Source organism: Rhizobiaceae bacterium (assembly GCA_023953845.1).
Taxonomy (GTDB): Bacteria; Pseudomonadota; Alphaproteobacteria; order Rhizobiales; family Rhizobiaceae; genus Arvimicrobium.
In genome coordinates this window covers 3,328,480-3,348,618 of record JAMLJC010000001.1, presented here as the reverse complement: position 1 = coordinate 3,348,618, position 20,139 = coordinate 3,328,480, and the positions used below count along the sequence as shown (strand labels likewise).

Below are 20,139 nucleotides of genomic sequence, written 5' to 3'. Positions count from 1 at the left end.
ACATGGTGGGGAACGTCAGTCCTTGACCACCGAAATGTCCGGCGCGTCAACGGCCTTCATGCCGACCACATGGTAGCCGGAATCGACGTGATGGACCTCGCCGGTCGTGCCGCGCGACAGATGCGACAGGAAATAGAGCGCCGAATCGCCGACTTCCTCGATGGAGACCGTGCGCCGCAGCGGGGCGTTGTATTCGTTCCATTTGAGGATGTAGCGGAAATCGCCGATGCCGGAGGCGGCAAGCGTCTTGATCGGGCCCGCCGAAATGGCGTTGACGCGGATGTTCTTCGGGCCGAGGTCGACGGCCAGATATTTGACGCTCGCCTCCAGCGCCGCCTTGGCGACGCCCATGACGTTGTAGTTCGGCATCACCTTCTCGGCGCCGTAATAGGTCATGGTGAGCAGCGAGCCGCCCTCGGTCATCAGCTTTTCGGCGCGCTGCGCGACCGCCGTGAAGGAGTAGACCGAAATGTCCATCGTCTTGAGGAAGTTGTCGTGGCTGGTGTCGACATAGCGGCCGGTCAGCTCGTCCTTGTCGGAAAAGCCGATGGCGTGGACGAGGAAATCCAGCCTGCCCCACTTCTTCTCGATCTCGGCGAATACCGCGTCGATGGTGGCGCCGTCGGTGACGTCGCAGTGGCCGGCGACGAAGGCGCCGATCTCCTCGGCCAGAGGCTCGACGCGCTTCTTCAGCGCGTCGCCCTGATAGGTGAAGGCGAGCTCGGCGCCCTGATCGGCGCAGGCCTTGGCGATGCCCCACGCGATGGAGCGGTTGTTCGCGACGCCCAGTATGATGCCGCGCTTGCCGGCCATCAGGCCGTTTCCACCCGCCATGTCGCTCTTCTCCGCCTGTTTTGCTCGGTCCGCCCTATCGCATAGTCAACAGCCGGGTTTCAAGCTGTCAGGCAAACGGCTCAACAATCGATTTAGCGACGGAGGCGTCCGACGGCCGGTCAGTTCCGCTTCTTCATTAGCGCTTCGAGCTCGGCATCGCCGCCTTCCGGCAGCATGACGCGCACATGGGCATAGAGGTCCGCGTGGCCGCCGGCCTTCTCCGGCAGCCCCCTGCCCTTCAGGCGCAGCACCTTGTCGGAACTGGACCATGCCGGCACGTTAACCGCGAGTTTCCCGGCGGGCGTCTCGACCGCCACCTTCGCGCCCAGCACCGCGTCCTTCAGCGGAACCGGCACGTCGACATGCAGGTCGCGGCCTTCGATCCGGTAGCGGGGATGCTTGCGGATGCGAATCCTGACCAGCGCGTCGCCGGGCTCGCCATTGGCGATCTGCTCGCCCTGCCCCTTGAGGCGGATCGTCTGGCCGTCCTCGACATAGGCGGGCAGCTTCACCGCGATCTTGCGGCTGTCGGGCATCATCGCCGTGACCTTGGCCGCGGTCGCGGCCTCCTCCAGCGTCACGTCGAGGGTCGCCTGCAGGTCGTCGCCGCGCACGACGCGCGTACGGCCACGCGGCGCGCCCTGCGCCTCGGCAAAGGCGTCCCCGAAGATCTGGCTGAAGATGTCGGTCGTACCGTCGAACGGATCGCCGGAGGGACGGCCGCCGGTGCGAAACTCGAAATGCGCGCCGCCCGGCCCCTGCTGGCGCCGGAAACCGCCGAAAGGATCGCCGCCAGCCGCGCCTTCAAAGCCCTGGAAACGGGGCTTGCCGTCGGCTCCGATCTCGCCGCGATCGAAGGCGGCGCGCTGCTTTTCGTCGCCGACGATCTCATAGGCCTGGTTGACGGCGGCAAAGCGGTCCTTGGCCGTCGGGTCGTTGGGATTCTGATCCGGGTGGAACTTCTTCGCGAGCTTGCGGTACGCCGACTTGATGTCCTTGGCGCTCGCCGACTTCGCAACACCCAGCACTTCGTAGGGATCGCGCATTCAAATACCTGTCGAAAGGGGTAGATTCTCGTCGGTCTCTATATGCGGTGTCGTAGGAAGAAATTCCAGATCGGCGGGAGAGGTTTAGACGCTTTGCACGGCGTCTATCCAACCCCTCTGCGGCCCGGAGCCTGTTCTCGGGCCGGCCGAAGGCCGGACCCGTGGGGGCCACCTCTCCTCAAAGGAGCGCGGAACCGAGATCGCGCCTCACAACGGCCCGAACTTCCGCATGTGCCATGCGCCCTGATCGCCGAGGCAGGTCTCGCCCCTGTAGAGCGCCACGCCGTCATAGGCCTCGCGGGTGGCGGTGAAATTGCGGCAGAGCATGCCGGCGGCCTTCGTCTCCGAAACGCCGGTGATCGTGCCGCGCGACCCCGTGCCGGGGTTCGCCCAGGCCAGCGGCGTGCCGCTCAGCGCCTCGATGTCGGCGGCGGAAACTGCGTTGCGGATGGTGACGGAATCGGCCACGCGAGTCTGGTCCGGCACGGATTGCGAGCCGATCGCGTTTGTCTTCAGCGTGTCGTCCACCCCGACCTTCGACATGTCGAGACCCGACGCGCACGCACCCAGCGGCATCAGGCAGCACAAAACCGCCAGCCGCTTCATGGCGCTCGTCCATGGCGCGCCTGGCGCAATCGCGCCGGACGCTTGCGTGTTACGCAGCAATGGGCAATCTCCCCGGCCAAAGAAGCTTGCGAGCGTAAGATATGAGCGACTCTTCCTTAACAACCGGTGACTGACAGAATTCATAATTTCAAAGGCTTACGCAACCGGTTTCCGCGACAGGTTCTCGCGGTGTTCCAAGGTTTCTGGAAACCTGCCCTTCCGGATCGCCTCCCTTACGTTAGAACGGAATGGGAACAAATCCCTTGACCGCGTCAAGCCGGCACGGCATGCTTGAGGCCATCTGAACAGGAGAAACAGCATGGCCGAGCCTGCATTGGCGACGGACGGCGAAGCTTTGCCCGGCGGGAGGCCGCAGTGAGACACCCGCGCGGCATCGATCTCGTAGCGCCCATAAAGCCCGCGCGCCATGAGGTTTTCGTACCCAACTCCAGCGTCATGGACACGCTCAACACCCTCCGCGAGTGGGAGGTTCTTGGGGCAAGGTGCGGCAAGTGCGGCCATACAGCATGGCTGGACCAGAAGAAGGTCGCCGCGCGCATCGGCAATCATTATCTGCACAACATCGGAGGCAAGCTGGTGTGTCGATGCGGCAACCGCTCCGGCAACAAGGTTCTGGTGGGCAGGCTTGGACGGGATTGATGCATGATGAGCCGACCAGACTATGCCGAGCTTTTCCGGGCCTCCCCGGTTGTCCATCCGGCATTCACTGCTCCGAGGGACGGCGCGGCGATCGTCGGCCGCGATGCGTATGGTCGGTGCGATCTCATCCGCTGGCGCACAGGCGCTGATCTTGAAGAGGGCAGCGAGCCCTATTGGGCGCGGTACGACACAGATGAGGAATTCGAGTTGGTCGCTTGGATACCGTCGCCCCTGACGGCCGAACAGATATTGGAGATGTACGAATGAGCGACGCGCCCGGCCTCTGTTGACGAGCCACTAATCGCCCATCGCAATCCCGGCTTCCTTCGCTGCTTCGTGAAACGCCTTTCGGGCCGCAGCCTGTCGCTTGGCATCCATCGCCCGCTCCATCGCCTTCAGCACGGCCTTGCGTGCCGCCAGATGCTTCGGTCCCGGTTCGGTCGGCCACTCGTTGAGCAGCAGTTCGGCGGCCCGGTTGTTGTTGCTGACGTTGAACGGCCTTCCTGTATCAGGCCGCTCTATACGCACTGGCTTATCCCACCATCCGCCGCCTACGGCCATGACGCGCACTCCATACAAGACGAGTCGAGTCTAGGATTCGATTCGCGGATGTGGAGTCCGAAAAACCCTGCATGAGCGAATTGATCAAGATGCCGACGACTTCCGTGCATGGTCGTGTAATCGAAGTCTGAATACCAGCGTCGGCAGGAGGGGTCGAGATCGATGTCGGTCACCAGGTAATGCAGGGTGGAATGGCATTCACGGGGTTCGCGGTGACCATGTCAAAATCCTGCCGCCTCAGCACAAACTGCAGAAGCCGAGCCGATGAGCGAAGATCGCGCAATCCGGACGGCCAAGGCGCTCGTCGACAAGCATGCCGGTATGCTGGGCCTCGTTACGCGAGGCCAACCGGGAAAACCGTTGCGCGCACACCAGATTAGGCGTTTAGTCCCCTGAAATCGGGAGGGCTTGGGATGCGCATGATCAACGGATCGGCTCGCGCCGACTTTCTTTTCGGGTTTTCTTCAGCTGAACATATTCTCGCAGGCGCCGGCAATGACCTCATCTTCGCCGGCGGCGGCGATGACATCATCGATGGCGGCAAAGGCAACGACACCATCTTCGGTGGCGCTGGAACTGATACTGTCGAGCTTGCCGGCTCCTATCAGGGCTATACTTGGAGCAGCAACGGCAACGGCCTGCTGAATTTCTTCGGCCTGCTTGGGCCGTCCTTATCTGTCACCGGCACGGACGGCACCGACCGGCTGTACGGCGTCGAGTTCCTGCGTTTTGATGATGCGACCGTCGATCTGCGCACCGGCATCATCACACGGGACAACAGTGCTCCGGTCGGCAGTGCCACGACGACGCTGGCGCATGCGACCGAGGATGCGGCCTACATCGTTTCCGCCGCCGATCTGCTGCTAGGCTTCTCCGACCCGGACGGCGATACACTTTCTGTGGCTGGCCTCACCAGCAACCAAGGCGCGGTCGTCGACAACGGCAACGGCACCTTCACTGTCACGCCAACTGCCAATTACAACGGCCCGGCGACACTTTCCTACACTGTCGTTGACGGTCACAATGGTTCACTCAGCACGAGCCTGGGCTATACCGTCGATCCGGTGAATGACGCGCCAGTGGCCGTCTCCGACACCAATTCCATTACGGAGGACGCAACCCCGAATACGATCTCTGGCAACGTTCTTGCGAACGATAGCGACGTCGACGGCGACACCTTGAGCGTCACCAATGGCGGAACATTCACTCTCAACTATGGAGTCGTCGCCATCCATGCCGACGGGACCTACACCTACACGCTCGACAACTCCAATCCGTCAGTCAATGCGCTGGATGCAGGGGAATCCCTCACCGACAGTTTCACATGCAATATCAACGATGGTCGCGGCGGCGTGGATTCCGCAGCCTTGACGATCACTATCAACGGCGCGAATGACGCGCCAGTCGCCGGTGACGACAATTATACAACACCCGAAGGCGTTGCTCTGATCGTTTCTAGCCCCGGGATTCTCGCCAATGATTCCGACAGTGAAGGCGATGGTCTCTATGCCATGCTTTACACTGGCCCCGCACATGGCTCTGTAATGCTTTTTGTCTACACTGGCGAAATAACATACACGCCGAACGCGGGCTTCGTGGGAACCGATACTTTTGGGTATCGAGTCTTTGACAGTCACGGCCTTGCTAGCAACGTCGCTACCGTCACGATCACCGTGGGCATGGTTCCCGACGTGGCGTAGGCAGCGCGAGCCAACGCTGTTCCCACAAAGCAAAACGCCCGCCCCGGCATGAACCGAGGCGGGCGAGCATAGATACCTGGTTTAGGGGATAGGTCCACCGAATCCGCAGCAACGTGACAGTTGCCCTTGCGGAATCGTAGTGGGACTACTATCTCCAGACAGTTTTACTGAAATTGTCGGTGAAACGAAGGAAGCCCGGTCGGTGTTGTAGCACCGCCGGGCCAGATCCACCTCGCGGTGGGTGTCGTGATCACGTCGAGGGACATGTGGTAAAAATAGTCTGCATGTCAAGAGGCAATCCGTCGCTCGCCGCATAACGACATATCGAAAGGTTTATGTCTTATGCCGGAAATGAAAGTGATGCTTTTCAAGAAAACCCGCATACGGGTCGACGAACACGGACTGGTCTGTCTCAACGATATCCACAAGGCGGCCGGGTTCACTACAAAGCAGCGACCATCGGATTGGTCCGCTCTTCCCAACACGCTTAAGTCGATAGCAGTTATGCTCGCTCGAATTACCGGAAAATCCGGCAATTGGACGAAAAGCGAATATAGATCAGTACTTTACACAAAGACCGGTCAATCAGGCGGGACGTGGGCGCACGAAAATCTCGCCTTGTCATTCGCGGAATTTCTCTCGCCAGCGCTGGGGATCGAAATCCGTGATGTGTTTCTTCGCTACCAGCGCGGCGACGAGACTCTCATTCCTGAAATCCTCTCGCGCAAGCCCGCGAGCAGCGACCGCGACCTCCACCGGCAGATTGGCAAGGGTGTGCGTAAGGAATACACCGCCGCGCTCGACGCACATGGCGTGAAGTTGCCGGTAGAATATGCCCTGTGCACCAACGAGACCTACAAGGCCTTGTTGGGCGGCACAGCCAAACAGATACGCATTGCGCGTGGCCTGCCCGACAGGGCCAATATCCGGGACAACATGTCTCTCCGAGAGTTGGCCTACACGATGGCATCCGAGGCTTTGGCGACGGAGCAGATCGAACACCGACAGGTCACTGGATTCTTGGAATGCCAGGACGCCACGAAGCGAGCGGGTGAGGCCATCCGCGGCGCCATTGAAAACGAGCGAAAGGCAACACCTACGATCGGAAGGAAGACCGCATGATTGATGCCAACAAGCAGCTTCGAGCTGAGCTCAAAGACATTGCCGCCCGCGCCGCGCAGGCCCCGCCGAAACAAGTCAATATCGATGCCGAAGTGGAACGGCTTCACGCGATCTTCCCCGATGCGCCTCAAGGCGAACTTAAGGAGAAGGTTGAGTATGCACTACGGGGCGTCGGCGCGTTCCCCAAGTAGCAAAAAGCCGCGCGACCCTTCCGGACCGCGCGGCAATTGAAGTGGTGGTAAGCCCTGTATCGCGACAGGTGGCGCATCCGCCCGGAATGGGCTGGATTGGGTCAGCGGCGCTTTTCCTTCTCAGACAGCCGCTCCAGTATCTCCTCCATGGTGTCCTGCATCTCGGTCTGACGCTTGTCGGCTATGGCCTCCAGCGCCCTGGCGATGCGGTCGAGACATTCGACCATGCGCTCCGACTGCTCCTTGTCGCCGAGCGCCAGTCCTATGCCGGTGAGGACCGGATCGGTCTTCGGGGCGGGCGTCTTTCCGAATACCCTTGGTCCGAAATAGCCCGCCAGAGCCGCGACGGCTGCTGCGAGGAGGATACCGAGATTTGCCCACACATCGGGCGTGTCAGTCGGGGACATGGGCGCGCGACCTCGCGGCATAGGCATCGTCTACAGTCCGGGCGTCGCGCATAGCCCGGAACACGTTGATCACGTCGGTCACGAGGAAGCCGACGGACATGCCGAATGCGAGGCCGAAGACGGGCAGGAAGGAAAGCATGATCTGCGTCCAGAGGAAGCAGGAGACGAACGCCATCAAGGCCCGCGCCCATGGACTTCGCCGCCATGCACCGTTGATGAGAAGAACGGCAAGGCGAGCTGCGCCAAGGGTCATCAGGATTAGGGACCAGTGCGGCTGTGATGCGATGGACAGCATCAGGTCATAGGCCGCCGAGCTGGTCGAAAACATCAGGTCCGGATTGACAGTCAGTATCCACCCCAGAAAGGCGATGGTGCCGGCCGGCGTCCATTCGGAGAGGCGGGGAAAGAACGCCTCTGCGAAGCTGGTGCGGATGTGGGCGATGATCATGTGCCGCACCGGTATTGCTGGTAGCGGCCGCGATGCTTTGCAATCTGCTGCGCAGTGGGCCTGTCGTGCTGGACGAGATAAGTGTTCGTCGCCGGCAGGGGGTTGATCGGCACCAGAACATCGCATGGCGATGTCAGCGCCTTCGTCTGGCAGCCCGCCAGCAGGAGGCTAGCCGCAAGAGCCGAGAAGACGGCAAAGTTCTTCATCATCTGCTCCCAACACTTCGTTGTCGATGCGAACGCCGTCCTGAAAGACGGTGATCCTGTCGTCCTTCAGACGCGCCAGCACGGTTTTCGGCCCCTTCCGTCGCATCCATCAGCCCAACTGCCATTTCGGCATCTGCGGTTGCGCCGACAAGCGTTGCGCCCTCGGTGGCTCCGACCGTCGTTTCTCCCGTGAAGTTCACCCCGACTGTCGCTCCAATGGTGACGCCGGTTGCGACGCGGGTTGCGCCTGTTCCGCCAACGGTCAATGTCGCACCGAGAGCGCCCGTGTCCTCCGCCTCCGTGCGCCCGTCTCAACCGCCCATGGCGACTGCAGCAGACGTCTACGCCGGCCGCGCAACCACTGGCGTTGCTTCCAATGGCGCAAGGCCGTGCAGGAGGTGCTGTGATGGTCAACGATCCTCAATTCGCGGCCGGTGCAGTCGTAATCCTCCTCGTTCCCGTCATCCTGATCGCGGTTGCCGCCGCCATGGCGATATTCGGGGCCGGGTTCGTTCTCGGATGGCTGTTCTGATGACCGCGCTCCTCCGCCTCATCCCCGGCCCATATCTGGCCGTGACGCTGCTTATCGTCGCCGCTGCGCTCTATGGCGCCGGCTACATCAAGGGACGCTCTGACGGGCGGGAATGGTCGGCGTCTGAGCGATCGACGTCGGGTTGATGGATGCTGTAGGCGTGGCCGGCATTGCCGAAAAGGCGTTGGCCCGGCGCGATTCCATGTCTGCATAAGGATCAACCGATGGCGTTGCAGCGTAGGCCGTCATGCCACCGAGGTTGCCGAGACTGCCGGCCTTCTGCCCGACCAGTTGGCCCGGAGCGGAGAAGTTGTCCGGGCGGGCGGGGGAAGGCGTCGAGACGCTAAACTGCCCCTTTGGGCCAGAGAACGCCATATTGTCCGGTCTGGCCGGGCTTGGCGCGGGATCTGTTCGAGACGGCGGAACCGGGCCAACATCCGGCGTTTTTATGCCGCCGTACTCTGCCATCTCCTTGAACCAGCCCGGCGCATTCGGCATTCGGGCCGCAGTCTTGTCGAACATGAAGTGGGGCGACGCCGAGGGATCGCGCGGGCGCATGTCCACATGCATCATGTTCGGTGACCTGGAATAGGCTATGAGGCCGCCAACGCCGCGCTGCGTCAACTCGGTGACGAGGTCCTGCCGCTGGGCTGGCGTCATGCCAGTCATGTCGATGTCAGCGGCGAGACCTTTTGTATGGTAGCTGCTTTTTGCGCCGCCGACGCCCGCATTGTAGGCCGGAGAGCGATAGCCAGACGTGATGCCAAGCGGCTGCCCAAGTTCGGCGGACACGCCCATGAGGGCATCTTCCAAGCCGGGCGCGATGTTTGATTGATTTGCGTGCGCGAATTGCAGACCGGCCGCCATGTTCGACGGCATCGGAGAGACATTCATGCTCTCGACGGGAGAGAAACGAGAATAGAGGCCCTGCGCAAAATCTTTCGCGGCGTTCACAGGGGCTGTGACGGTATCAATGAGACCGTTCGGAGCGAGGGCGGCCAATCCCAGGCCCTTACTCTTTTCCGGGGTGATGTACCCTTGGCTCGTCGCGATGGCTCGGTTCTTCGGGTCATCGAAGAAGATGTGGCCTGCCGTCTGCGTGACGGGCTGTAGGCCGGAAGGGAGGTTCTTTGTCGCAGACGGGGTGGCGTAGAACATCCCGGCGTGCGTCGGGCCAAATTGCACCACATCGGCAATTGCCTTTTCCGCAAGGGCACGGAACGCCTCAGCACCGGGCGGCAGGCTCTTGCCGAAAGCATCGAATTGGCCCTTCGCAGAAATCACGTCTTTGACGGACACGCCAAGCGCATTGGCGCGGTTGACGACTGCGGAGGCTATCGCCTTCATGTCTTCGTAACGCTGCACCGGCGAGCCGTGAACGGCTTCACCAAGTACGACATCAACGAACGATTGGGCCTTTGATGCCATAATCCGCGCCTATATGATGAGGGCTGGAGGACGAAACGATGCGCGCTACGCTGATTATCTTGGGGCTTCTCGCCACCGCTTCCATCGCTCACGCCAAGACGTGGGCCGACACAGGCTGCGAGACCGCTCTCGTCTCAGCCGAAGGCGGCACCTTCACCCTCAAGCGAAACAATGCTGCGGATGTCGTTTGCAGAATAGAGAACTGGCCGGTCAGCCAAGCCGAAGCCAAGATGGCCTGCGACGACGGGAGCACTCGAACCTTGCTCGTGAAGGACGACGCCGAGATCGTATTTGACGGCGTTCCAATGGTTGTTCCTACTGACGAGAACGGCGTCTGCGATTAGGCATCCATCCGCGCTGAACAAGTAAGGGGCTTCCTAAGAAGCCTTCTCTGTTGTTTTAATTGACAACACTCTCAGATGTTGTTAGCGATAACAACATGAAGGCTCGGCTGTTAGAGAAATCCCGTACCAACCTCAGCGACGAGGCGTTCATCGAGATTGTTCTTTGGCATCTGCCTTCCCCGGTTCCCGGCAGCGCCCATAGTTTCAAGTACCGGCTCGCTCTTGTTGTGAACGGCGAATGTGTCCTTCGCTACGACAACGAGCGCGGAAAGGGCGATCACCGTCACATCGGCGGGCGTGAGGAACGCTATGAATTCACTACGCTGGAAGCGCTGATCCGGACTTTCAATCAGGACGCAGAAGGGATGCTGAAATGACCACACTGACCATCCGCATCGGAACGATGGAAGACGCCGCTGCGCGGTTCGCTGATTTGGATCGCATGGTGAAGGAAGGTCGCGATGCCCCCGAGGCCGCGCCCTCACTCAACTTCCCCGATTACGATCAGATGCACCATGTGCTGGCCCCTGCCCGTCTCGCCATCGTCAAGGCGCTGGCCGGTCAAGGGCCTCTGTCCATCCGCGAAGTAGCCCGACGCGTCGGCCGTGACGTACAGGCCGTGCATCGGGACATAGTGCGTCTCATCAATGCAGGGGTTATCGACCGTGCCGATAAAGGCGTAGAGTTCCCCTATGACCGCATTCACTTCGATTTTGATGTGCAGGCGGCGGCCTAAGCCCTGACTCGACTCCCCTCCTGCCTCATGCTTGCATGGGGTAAAGGGAGGAGGGGGTATAATGGCTTGGTACGTGGTTAGTTACGACCTCAGGCGAGAAGTCACGCAAGCTGACTGGTATCGCCTCTATACGACACTACAAGGAGCCGTCGATTTTTGTTGGCCGCTTCAATCCTTCTGGATCATTGAAACACCGAGGACCCCACGCGGGGTCATAGAAGTCCTTGTCGCCAATGGTGCCATCGACGGGGATGACGGCGTAGTCGTTCTTGAGATCACGGGTGTATTGGTGGCGGCTGGTGTACGGAAGCACGCCGGCTCCCGACTACTTAGTGGCGGCTGACACGGACGAGACCGTTTATTTCCCCGGCAGGGAAGGCTCTAGGAGGTATCCTGCATGACGCCGGCTGAGATCATCGCGCAGGGCGGGAATCTGTTCGATGCAGAGGATTTTGCCCGATCGGTCCGCATGCAAATAGCGATACGTGGCATCAAACAATCGGATTGCGCCCGCGATACAGGAATATCGCGGGCAACCATTTCAAGGATATGCTCCGGGCGAAAAGCTCCAGATGTTGAAAATTACCTCCGCCTTCAAAACTGGATGCTAAACACTGCCGCGGTCCGCTCTCTCACCGATGGAGGCGTGGGTGAGTAGGGCGGCGGACAGTCTGGCATATCCGCCACGCGGCCTAAGCCGAGAAGAATCCGCACGATATGTCGGCGTCGGCTCGACCAAGTTTGACGAAATGGTCAAAGACGGCCGGATGCCAAAGCCCAAGCGCGTGGACGGACGCACGGTATGGGATCGCGTGGCGCTTGATGTAGCATTCAACGACTTGCCTGATGTGGATAGTGGAAATTTCTTCGACAGGCTCTATGCAGTGAAATGACGCGCTGCCTATGGTGAGCGCCATGAAGCATCCAGACTACCCAGGCGTGTCGTCCATGTTGACGCGGCACGGCAAGACGCGCTGGCGCCTTCGCAGGAATGGCCAGAAAGATGTCATGCTGCCGGGCGAGCCGCACAGTCCGGCGTTCGATGATGCTTACCATAGGGCCATTGCGGGACGATCCGCGCCGGTCATCATCCACCCCCGGTCAGGCTTGCCGAAAAGTCTCAAGGCTGCATATCGGATTTTGAAGGGCGCGCCGGAATGGAAGGCGCTGGATGAAAAGAGCCGCACCAGATACAGTCTGACGATCGAGCGCATTCTTTCCATCAAGATGGGGCCTGTCGAGATTGGAGACGGGCCTGTTGCCGAGCTAAAGCGCGGCCACGTCAAGACCATTCTGGCGAAGTTCTCCGACACGCCGCATATGGAGCGAATCGTTCTTATCTGCCTCCGCAAACTCATCCTGGTAGCGTTGGATGAGGAATGGATCGAAGCCGATCCCACCTACAGAATGACGCGCAACCCGGCCACGGACGGCCACAAGGCATGGCCCCTCGCCGTCATGGCGCTATACGAAGCGAAATGGGCAGTCGGAACAAGGCAGAGGACAGCCTATGCGCTGGCGCTATGGCTTGGCAATCGGGTCAGCGATGTCGCTCGCCTGCGATGGAGCGACCTTACGACAAAGACAGTCGTCATAGATGGCGTGGTCCGACAGATCGAGGGCTTCGAGTTCATCCAGTTTAAGGGCCGCAAACGGGGGAAAACCATATTCCTACCCATGACAACGATGTTGGAACAAGAACTCGCCCCCCTATCGCGCGAAACTGAAACCGTCTTGGTATCCGCTCGCGGCGGGTCCTATGGCAGCGCCTCTCTAAGCAATCGCATGGCGCAATGGTGTTCTGATGCTGGCGTCCCGGCCGGCTATACGATGCACGGACTGCGAAAGGCGCTCGGCGTGAAACTGGCGGAAGCCGACGCCTCGACGCGGCAGATCATGGAAGCGCTAGGCCACAACAACATCGCATATGCCGAATTGTATAGCCGCGAAGCCAGCCAGGTTCGCCTCGCCGTTCAGGCGATGGAGAAGGTGACGAAGGTTGAGGAAGCGCGCCGCAAGCCAGAGATAAGACTGGTCAAATAGAGCCGTGGAAACCCGCTTTTGGAAACCTTTGGAACCCACTTCGCAAGGCATTGAAATTGCAGAATAATATCGGAACAACCGGTGACTTCACCGAGAGCCCCGAGCCTTTCGAGCTGTTCGCCGCATGGCTTGAGGATGCGACCGCAAGCGAACCCAACGATCCGAACGCGGTGGCGGTGGCGACCGTCGACAGCGACGGACTGCCCGATGTGCGCATGGTTCTGCTCAAGGGTTTCGACCAGGCGGGCTTCGTCTTCTACACCAACTTCGAAAGCGCGAAGGGCCGCGAACTCTTGGCCAACATGAAGGCTGCAATGTGTTTCCACTGGAAGTCGCTGCGGCGTCAGGTGCGCGTGCGCGGTCCGGTCGAGGTGGTGTCGGACGAGGAGGCCGACGCCTATTACGCCACGCGCCCGCGCGGCAGCCGCATCGGCGCGTGGGCCTCGAAGCAGTCGCGCCCGCTGGAAAGCAGGTTCGCGCTGGAAAAGGCCGTCGCCGAATACACCGCCCGCTATGCCATCGGCGCGATTCCGCGACCGTCCTACTGGTCGGGCTTCCGCATCGTGCCGCAGGAGATCGAGTTCTGGCACGACCGGCCGTTCCGGCTTCACGACCGGATGAAGTTCGTCAGGATCGCAGGCGGCTGGGACAAGACGCGGCTCTATCCCTGAAAAGCCTGCCGGGCTCGCGCCGGAGAACTATTCGCGGCTCTCGCCCGGCCAAAGGTACCAGCGCGCGGCAGCCAGAACGGCCATTGCGAGCAGCGGCCAGATTGCCCAGAAACGTCCTTCCCAGGTGAACAGGTTCACCAGCAAGACGGTCGCCGCGACGACGCCGAGAAACGCCAGCGGCTGGTCGACGCCGCGACGCCGCGCCCAGTGCAGCGCGCCCAGAATGGCGAAGGCGAGCAGCGGCCATTTGGCCCAGAACGTGCCGCCCCACGTCAGCAGGTTTATGCCGACCAGAAGCGCGGGCACGCCGACGAGAAAAATCCGGCGGCGCTTTTCCTGCGTGTCGACGGGTTCGGGCGCATTGCGCGGCGACGGCGAAGGCGTTCCGTCACGGCCCCAGCGCGGATCGGCTACGGGCGCCGGACGTGGCTTCGCCGGTGGACTGGCAGGCGTCTGGGGCTCCGGAGCCGGGCCGATCCGGATAGCGAACGCCGGCACCGCCTCCTCGATGTTCTTGACGTCGAGTTCGCCGAGAAACTCGAAGGCGACGGTCAGCTTGTTGCGGACCTGATCGTAGACGCTGTTGGAGATGAGGACGCCGCCCGGCTGCGCTTCGGATTGCAGCCGCGCCGCGATGTTGACGCCGTCGCCATAGATGTCGTCGCCGTCGACGATGACGTCGCCGAGATTGATGCCGATGCGATAGAGCATGCGCATGTCGGGCGGCTTGCCGGCATTGCGTTCGGCGAGCTCGCTCTGGATGTCGATGGCGGCGCGCACGGCCGAAACGACGCTCGCGAACTCCGCTATGAGCGCGTCGCCCCAGGTGTTGACGACCCGCCCGTCGTAGCCGGCGATGTGGCGCGCGATCACGTCGCGCGACGCCTTCAGCGCCGAGAAGGTTCCTTCCTCATCGGCGCCCATAAGCCGCGAATAGCCTTCGACATCGGCCGAAAGGATGGTGGTGAGCTTGCGTTGCGTGGTCACGTGCCGGCGGCCTCCACGTCGCGCCGCCGAAGCAGCGAAGGCGGCCCTTCTATCACGTCTTCTTGCGCGACATGAAGGCGGTGAGCGCGGCATGCGCCTCGGCCGAGGTCAGGCGCTCGCGGAAAAGCGCGCTTTCCTTGCCGATCCGCTCGACAACAGCCTCGCGCGGCTCCCGCATCAGGTCGCGCGCGATTCTCAGCGCTTCCGGCGGCTTTGCCGCGATCTCTCCGGCGGCGGCGAAGACGCGTTCCTCGAGCGCCGATTCGTCGACAAGCTCGTAGATCATGCCCGCCTCCTTCGCCTTTTCGGCGGAAAGCCCCTCGCCCAGCGCGAGCAGCGCAAAGGCGCGCTGACGGCCGATCAGAGCCGGGACGAGCAGGCTGGAGCCCGCCTCCGGCACGAGGCCGAGATCGACGAAGGGCGTGCGGAAAACGGTGCGGGACGTGGCGAAGGTCAGGTCGCAGTGAAGGTTGAGCGTCGTGCCGATCCCCACCGCGATACCGTCGACGCCGGATACGATCGGCTTTTGCGCGCCGGCGAGCGCCAGCAGGAAGTCCCAGACCTCGCCGCCGCCCTCACCTCCGGTGGCGATGACGAGGAAGTCGGCGAGATCGTTGCCGGCCGAGAACGCGCCCGGCACCCCGAGAAAGACATGGCAGCGGATGGCGGGATCGGCATCGCCCTCGCGCAGCGCCGCGCTCATGGCGGCATACATGGCTCGGGTGAGCGCGTTCTTCTTCTCCGGCCGGTTGATGCGGATCGCCTGCACCGCGCCGCGGCGCTCAACGACGATGTGATCGGTCATGCAGATGTCTCCAAAGCGGCTAGAAGCGAAATCCAGTTGCCGGTCCGGCCCTTTACGGCCATGACCCCTACGCCACAAGCGTCGCCGCCGCCTCGGACAGGCTCTCCGCCCCGCCGATGACGCGGTACTTCAGCGCCGCCGTCTCGCCGATCAGGTTCTCGGCGAAGAAGCGGCAGAGCGCGATGCGCGGACCCTTGCCGTCGGCGAGCGCCGCCTTCGCCAGATAGACGCCGCCGGCCGCGAGGCCGAACAGCCGCAGATAGGGTGTCGCGCCTGCCAGAGCTTCCTGCTGCCGCCCTTCCCCCTGCGCGGCGAGAAGGAAGCCGGTCGCTTCCTGCAAGGCGTCCAGCGCTTCCGCCAGCCGATCGGCGGACCTGCCGAGGCCGGGCAGGTTCGATTGCCGTAGTTCCTGCTCCACGCCACGCAGTTCCGCGATATAGCCTGCGATTTGCTCGCCGTCCGACTGCGGCAGCTTGCGCGTCACGAGATCGATCGCCTGGATGCCGTTGGTGCCTTCGTAGATCGGCGCGATCCGCGCGTCGCGCAGCAAGGACGCTGCGCCGGTCTCCTCGATGAAGCCCATGCCGCCATGCACCTGCACGCCGAGCGAGGCGACCTCGACGCCGATATCCGTGGAAAAGGCCTTGGCGACCGGCGTCAGCAGGTTGGCGCGTTCCTGCCAGTGGCGCTGCGCATCGCCCTGCGACGCATGGGCCATGTCCAGCGCATGGGCGCAGGCGTAGGCGATGGCGCGCGCCGCGCCGGTCAGCCCCTTCATGGTGAGCAGATTGCGCTGGACGTCCGGATGGTGGACGATCGGCGTCATCCCCTCGCCGCTGTAGCCGGCCGCCTTGCCCTGCCGGCGCTCGTTCGCATAGGCGAGCGCCTTCTGCGTGGCGGCCTCGGCCACGCCTATGCCCTGCATGCCGACGGCAAGGCGGGCATTGTTCATCATGGTGAACATGCAGGCGAGGCCCTTGTTCTCCTCGCCGATCAGCCAGCCGATCGCGCCGGCCGGCATGTCCTTCGCGAAGCCGTCGCCATAGATCATGGTGCAGGTCGGGGAGCCGTGGATGCCCAGCTTGTGCTCGATCGAGGCGCAGAACACGTCATTGCGGGCGCCGAGCGACCCGTCCGCATTGACGAGGAATTTGGGCACGAGGAACAGCGATATGCCGCGCGTTCCGGCCGGGGCGTCGGGCAACCGCGCCAGCACGAGATGCACGATGTTGCCGGTGAAATCGTGCTCGCCATAGGTGATGAAGATTTTTTGGCCGAAGATGCGGTAGGTGCCGTCGCCGGCCCTCTCGGCACGCGCCTTCAGCGCCGCGAGGTCGGAGCCCGCCTGCGGCTCGGTCAGGTTCATGGTGCCCATCCATTCGCCCGAGACGAGCTTTTCCAGATAGGCCGCCTTCAAGTCGTCGGAGGCGTGCTTGTCCAGCGCCTCGACCGCGCCCATGGTCAGCGTCGGCCCGATGGCAAAGGCCATGGCGCCGGAATTCCACATTTCGAGCGCCGCGACGGCGAGCATGGTCGGCAAGCCCTGCCCGCCGAAAGCGACAGGACCGGACAGGGCGTTCCAGCCGCCTTCGGTCCAGTGGCGGTAAAGGTCCTTCCATCCCGGCGGCGTGGTCACCGCCGCGTCCTTCAGGACGGCGCCGTGCCCGTCGCCGGCCTTGTAGAGAGGCGCGATCTCCTCGGTGGCGAACCGTCCGGCTTCCGCGAGGATCGCGTCGACCAGATCCTCCGACAGATCGCCGAAAGCGCCGGTATCGATGGCCGCATCGAGGCCCGCGACATGTTTCAGCGTGAAGGCGATTTCTTCGACGGGCGCGCGATACATGCTTCTCCTCGATGGTGCGAAATCGCGATCGCGCGATTCTTCGCGGATCGGGATCGATGAACACGAAGGGCTAGATTCTTTTTACGTAAGCGTCAAATGATGCGGCGGCGCTTTCGCGCGTTTCGGCGATATTCGCCATCATGCCGCACTGCCGGGCGGACCTGACTGCGGCGTCAAGCGGTCTCACTTGACTTGGCGACCTCATTCCCCAACTATGAGGCATGACTATCGCAATCGAAACATCAGGCTTCTGCCTTTTCCGGGTTTGTCCCATCGCGGGATCGTAACCCCCGGCTCGGTTGCCATAAATGTGCGCCCCGGGCCGCGGGGCGAACATGGCGGAACACCTGCAGGCTTCCCTATTGAAGCCCGGATTCCGTAAAGCGGCGCATCTCCATCAATCCTATTGCGTTTCAGGCGACCTGCCCGGCATCGCGGTGCGGCAGGTCCGCAAGACCATGAGAGTTCACATGCAAGAGACCATCAAGAGCCGGCGCAAGCCGAGCATCCGCATATCGAGAAGCGACCATCAGCGTCTGTCGGCGCTGGCGGACGCCATCGCCGCGCGCAATCCGGAACTGTCGGACACGCTGTTTTCCGAACTCGACCGGGCCCGCGTCGTCGGCGACGGCAGCCTGCCGCCCGAGACCGTCCGGATGGGCTCGACCGTCACCTATTCGTCCGACGCCGGCGAGACCCGGACGGTGACGCTGGTGTTCCCCGGCGACGCCGATATCGCCGAAGGCAGGGTCTCGATCCTGACGCCGGTGGGCGCCGCGCTGATCGGCCTGTCCGAAGGCCAATCGATCGGCTGGACGGCGCGTGACGGACGCGAGCATGCACTCACCGTGACGGCGGTGACCGCGCCGGCCGAAGACCTCGACACGCCGTCAGCGGCATAGACATGCGCTGCGTCCTCTCTCCACATCGCGCGAGATTCCCCATCGCGGGAGCCTGACCCTGCGCCGCCACGGTGCGCGGCGCAGGGCGGGTTCACACGCAACGGATCACTGATCGAGCCATGCCCGCCGGGCTGGCCGGAGACGCGCCATGTCGAGCAACGAAACCTACCAACTGACGACCAAGGACCATACGATACTGGAAGTGATGCGGGAGCGCGCCATCGGGCGGGACCCGATCGCGGCCGAAATCCTGCGGCGTAAGCTGTCGCGGGCCATGCTGATGTTTCGCGAGGATATCGCGCCGGAGGTCGTGACGCTGTCGAGCCGCGTTCGCTTCCGCGTCGACGACGCGCCCGCCGAAACGCGCATTATCACGCCGGAAGAGATGCGCGGTCTGGTCGGGCAGAGCCTGCCGATCAGCCACCCGCGCGCGCTGGCGCTGATCGGGCTGGCGGAAGGCCAATCCATGACCATCCCCAAGGCCGATGGCGGCAGCGAGACGCTGAGCGTGGTTCAAGTGGTCTACCAGCCGGAAGCGGCCCGGCGCGAGCGGCTGGGCACCGCGCTTTCCACGGAAGTCAATCCGTCGCGACCGGTGTCGCGTGTCCTGCGTCTGGTGCACGACGCCGATGCGCAGGCCGGCGCGCCGGTCGCGCCTCGGGGCGGATGGAGCGATGGCGGCTTCGACGATCCCGGCCCTTCGGCCGCTTGACGGATCAGGCTGACGCTTTTTCCCGCTCGACCGCGCGCCAGCCGATGTCGCTGCGGCAGAAGCCGCCCGGCCAGTCGATGCGGTCGACCGCCGCGTAGGCGCGCCGCTGCGCCTCCGAGACGGTGCGCCCGGTCGCGGTGACAGCCAGCACGCGCCCGCCATTGGCGACCAGCTCGCCGTCCTTCCTCGCCGTGCCGGCATGGAAGACCTGAACGCCGTCGCCCAAGGCCTCGACGCCGCGGATGACGCTGCCTTTCTCCACCGCGCCGGGATAGCCGTTCGCAGCCATGACGACGGTCAGCGCCGCTTCGTCGCGCCAGCGCACGGACATATGCGCGAGCTGGCCGTCGGCGGCGGCCTTCAGCAGCACCAGCAGATCGTCCTTCAGGCGCATCATCAGAACCTGGCATTCGGGATCGCCGAAGCGGACATTGTATTCGATGAGTTTCGGCCCGTCCTTCGTGACCATGACGCCGGGATACAGCACACCCGCAAACGGCATGCCCATCTCGGCCATGCCGCGCATGGTCGGCTCCACGATCTCGCTCATGATGCGGTCATGCATGCCGGCGTCGATGACGGGAGCGGGCGAATAGGCGCCCATGCCGCCCGTATTGGGGCCGGTATCGCCATCGCCGACGCGCTTGTGATCCTGCGCCGAGCCGAAGGAAAGCGCGTTCATGCCGTCACAGAGGCAGAAGAAACTCGCCTCCTCGCCGTCCAGAAATTCCTCGACCACCACCTCCGCGCCCGCGCCGCCGAACGCCCCGTCGAAACAGGCGTCAATGGCGGCCAGCGCCTCGTCCAGCGTCATGGCGACGGTGACGCCCTTGCCGGCCGCGAGCCCATCGGCCTTGACGACGATCGGCGCGCCCTGCGTCCGCGCATAGGCCTTCGCCTCCTCGGCGGAACGGAAGCGCCCGTAAGCGCCGGTCGGGATGCCGAAGCGCGCGCAGAGATCCTTGGTGAAACCCTTCGAGCCTTCGAGCTGCGCGGCTGCCTGCGAAGGCCCGAACACCTTGATGCCATTGGCGCGCAGCGCATCGCCGAGGCCCGCAACCAGCGGCGCCTCCGGCCCGACGACGACGAGATCAATCGCCTTGTCCTTGCAGAAGGCCGCGACGGCCGCATGGTCATCGACATTCAGCGCGACGCATTCGGCTTCCTCCGCTATGCCCGGATTGCCCGGCGCGGCAAAAAGCTTCGTCAGCAGCGGCGATGCGGAGAGCTTCCAGGCCAGCGCGTGCTCGCGCCCGCCCGAGCCGATGAGGAGGATGTTCATGCTACGCCCGTATGGAGTGAAGGGACGAAAATCAAGCCTTCACACGCAAGCGTCATCAGAAGCGCGGCGCCCT

The 20,139-nt window shown here is 63.0% G+C and carries 25 protein-coding genes; 13 read left to right on the top strand and 12 right to left on the bottom strand.

All coding sequences use genetic code 11. From position 1 onward, the window contains the following. Window positions 1-15: 15 nt before the first annotated feature. The 3 genes from fabI to M9955_16365 all read right to left on the bottom strand — a co-directional run bounded on the left by fabI (window position 16) and on the right by M9955_16365 (window position 2,546). Complete coding sequence (fabI, locus tag M9955_16375) at window positions 16-834, bottom strand: enoyl-ACP reductase FabI (protein MCO5083220.1); 819 nt, start codon at window positions 832-834, stop codon at window positions 16-18. A gap of 119 nt (window positions 835-953) precedes the next feature. Continuing rightward, complete coding sequence (locus tag M9955_16370) at window positions 954-1,880, bottom strand: J domain-containing protein (protein MCO5083219.1); 927 nt, start codon at window positions 1,878-1,880, stop codon at window positions 954-956. Window positions 1,881-2,087: 207 nt separating this feature from the next. After that, on the bottom strand, window positions 2,088-2,546 hold the full coding sequence (locus M9955_16365; GenBank protein ID MCO5083218.1) for an RT0821/Lpp0805 family surface protein: 459 nt from the start codon (window positions 2,544-2,546) through the stop codon (window positions 2,088-2,090). A gap of 315 nt (window positions 2,547-2,861) precedes the next feature. On the opposite strand from M9955_16365, the gene M9955_16360 reads away from it, so the two are divergent. Together M9955_16360 and M9955_16355 are read left to right on the top strand one after the other, a co-directional pair. Then, window positions 2,862-3,146 (top strand): hypothetical protein, encoded by a 285-nt coding sequence (locus M9955_16360; GenBank protein ID MCO5083217.1) that lies wholly within the window; start codon window positions 2,862-2,864, stop codon window positions 3,144-3,146. A 3-nt stretch (window positions 3,147-3,149) separates the two neighbouring features. Continuing rightward, window positions 3,150-3,413, top strand: a complete 264-nt coding sequence (locus tag M9955_16355) for a hypothetical protein (protein ID MCO5083216.1) — start codon at window positions 3,150-3,152, stop codon at window positions 3,411-3,413. 30 nt (window positions 3,414-3,443) lie between these two features. On the opposite strand, the gene M9955_16350 is transcribed toward M9955_16355, so the two are convergent. After that, window positions 3,444-3,707 (bottom strand): DUF982 domain-containing protein, encoded by a 264-nt coding sequence (locus M9955_16350; GenBank protein MCO5083215.1) that lies wholly within the window; start codon window positions 3,705-3,707, stop codon window positions 3,444-3,446. Window positions 3,708-4,120: 413 nt separating this feature from the next. Between M9955_16350 and M9955_16345 the strand changes: the two genes are divergently transcribed. From M9955_16345 to M9955_16335, 3 genes are all read left to right on the top strand, one after another. Next, on the top strand, window positions 4,121-5,407 hold the full coding sequence (locus M9955_16345; GenBank protein ID MCO5083214.1) for a cadherin-like domain-containing protein: 1,287 nt from the start codon (window positions 4,121-4,123) through the stop codon (window positions 5,405-5,407). 342 nt (window positions 5,408-5,749) lie between these two features. Continuing rightward, complete coding sequence (locus M9955_16340) at window positions 5,750-6,529, top strand: KilA-N domain-containing protein (protein MCO5083213.1); 780 nt, start codon at window positions 5,750-5,752, stop codon at window positions 6,527-6,529. Next, a complete protein-coding gene (locus M9955_16335; GenBank protein MCO5083212.1) occupies window positions 6,526-6,720 on the top strand; it encodes a hypothetical protein in 195 nt (64 codons plus the stop codon). Before M9955_16340 ends, M9955_16335 begins: the two co-directional genes overlap by 4 nt. Window positions 6,721-6,821: 101 nt before the next feature. Here M9955_16335 and M9955_16330 read toward each other — a convergent pair whose 3' ends face one another. The 4 genes from M9955_16330 to M9955_16315 all read right to left on the bottom strand — a co-directional run bounded on the left by M9955_16330 (window position 6,822) and on the right by M9955_16315 (window position 9,741). Further along, window positions 6,822-7,127 carry a hypothetical protein gene (locus tag M9955_16330; protein ID MCO5083211.1) on the bottom strand — a complete coding sequence of 102 codons (306 nt, stop codon included), beginning with the start codon at window positions 7,125-7,127 and terminating at the stop codon, window positions 6,822-6,824. Further along, window positions 7,114-7,575: a hypothetical protein gene (locus tag M9955_16325; GenBank protein ID MCO5083210.1), complete on the bottom strand. Its 462-nt coding sequence runs from the start codon at window positions 7,573-7,575 to the stop codon at window positions 7,114-7,116. The genes M9955_16330 and M9955_16325 overlap by 14 nt, the downstream gene beginning before the upstream one ends. Next, window positions 7,572-7,781 carry a hypothetical protein gene (locus M9955_16320; GenBank protein ID MCO5083209.1) on the bottom strand — a complete coding sequence of 70 codons (210 nt, stop codon included), beginning with the start codon at window positions 7,779-7,781 and terminating at the stop codon, window positions 7,572-7,574. Before M9955_16320 ends, M9955_16325 begins: the two co-directional genes overlap by 4 nt. 619 nt (window positions 7,782-8,400) lie before the next feature. Further along, window positions 8,401-9,741, bottom strand: coding sequence for a D-Ala-D-Ala carboxypeptidase family metallohydrolase (locus M9955_16315; GenBank protein MCO5083208.1), 1,341 nt, complete (start codon window positions 9,739-9,741; stop codon window positions 8,401-8,403). A gap of 38 nt (window positions 9,742-9,779) precedes the next feature. Here M9955_16315 and M9955_16310 point away from each other — a divergent pair, with 38 nt between their 5' ends. From M9955_16310 to pdxH, 6 genes are all read left to right on the top strand, one after another. Then, entirely contained in the window at window positions 9,780-10,085 is a 306-nt protein-coding gene (locus M9955_16310) for a hypothetical protein (protein MCO5083207.1), read from the top strand. A 95-nt stretch (window positions 10,086-10,180) separates the two neighbouring features. After that, window positions 10,181-10,462: a DUF6516 family protein gene (locus M9955_16305; GenBank protein ID MCO5083206.1), complete on the top strand. Its 282-nt coding sequence runs from the start codon at window positions 10,181-10,183 to the stop codon at window positions 10,460-10,462. Then, entirely contained in the window at window positions 10,459-10,821 is a 363-nt protein-coding gene (locus M9955_16300; protein MCO5083205.1) for a winged helix-turn-helix transcriptional regulator, read from the top strand. Before M9955_16305 ends, M9955_16300 begins: the two co-directional genes overlap by 4 nt. 650 nt (window positions 10,822-11,471) lie before the next feature. Next, window positions 11,472-11,714 (top strand): hypothetical protein, encoded by a 243-nt coding sequence (locus M9955_16295; protein ID MCO5083204.1) that lies wholly within the window; start codon window positions 11,472-11,474, stop codon window positions 11,712-11,714. A 22-nt stretch (window positions 11,715-11,736) separates the two neighbouring features. Further along, window positions 11,737-12,864, top strand: a complete 1,128-nt coding sequence (locus M9955_16290) for a tyrosine-type recombinase/integrase (GenBank protein MCO5083203.1) — start codon at window positions 11,737-11,739, stop codon at window positions 12,862-12,864. A 56-nt stretch (window positions 12,865-12,920) separates the two neighbouring features. Beyond that, window positions 12,921-13,535 carry a pyridoxamine 5'-phosphate oxidase gene (gene pdxH, locus M9955_16285; GenBank protein MCO5083202.1) on the top strand — a complete coding sequence of 205 codons (615 nt, stop codon included), beginning with the start codon at window positions 12,921-12,923 and terminating at the stop codon, window positions 13,533-13,535. Window positions 13,536-13,562: 27 nt separating this feature from the next. Here pdxH and M9955_16280 read toward each other — a convergent pair whose 3' ends face one another. The 3 genes from M9955_16280 to M9955_16270 form a co-directional block, all read right to left on the bottom strand. Then, window positions 13,563-14,522, bottom strand: coding sequence for an adenylate/guanylate cyclase domain-containing protein (locus M9955_16280; protein ID MCO5083201.1), 960 nt, complete (start codon window positions 14,520-14,522; stop codon window positions 13,563-13,565). Window positions 14,523-14,574: 52 nt separating this feature from the next. After that, window positions 14,575-15,327 carry a crotonase/enoyl-CoA hydratase family protein gene (locus tag M9955_16275; protein ID MCO5083200.1) on the bottom strand — a complete coding sequence of 251 codons (753 nt, stop codon included), beginning with the start codon at window positions 15,325-15,327 and terminating at the stop codon, window positions 14,575-14,577. Window positions 15,328-15,394: 67 nt separating this feature from the next. Continuing rightward, window positions 15,395-17,170, bottom strand: coding sequence for an acyl-CoA dehydrogenase C-terminal domain-containing protein (locus tag M9955_16270; GenBank protein MCO5083199.1), 1,776 nt, complete (start codon window positions 17,168-17,170; stop codon window positions 15,395-15,397). Window positions 17,171-17,640: 470 nt separating this feature from the next. Between M9955_16270 and rnk the strand changes: the two genes are divergently transcribed. Continuing rightward, window positions 17,641-18,072, top strand: a complete 432-nt coding sequence (gene rnk / locus M9955_16265; protein ID MCO5083198.1) for a nucleoside diphosphate kinase regulator — start codon at window positions 17,641-17,643, stop codon at window positions 18,070-18,072. A 148-nt stretch (window positions 18,073-18,220) separates the two neighbouring features. Continuing rightward, window positions 18,221-18,784 (top strand): nucleoside-diphosphate kinase, encoded by a 564-nt coding sequence (locus M9955_16260; GenBank protein MCO5083197.1) that lies wholly within the window; start codon window positions 18,221-18,223, stop codon window positions 18,782-18,784. Between the two features lie 4 nt (window positions 18,785-18,788). Here the strand turns inward: M9955_16260 and purD are convergent, their stop codons facing one another. After that, window positions 18,789-20,066, bottom strand: a complete 1,278-nt coding sequence (purD, locus tag M9955_16255; GenBank protein MCO5083196.1) for a phosphoribosylamine--glycine ligase — start codon at window positions 20,064-20,066, stop codon at window positions 18,789-18,791. Between the last annotated feature and the right edge of the window lie 73 nt (window positions 20,067-20,139).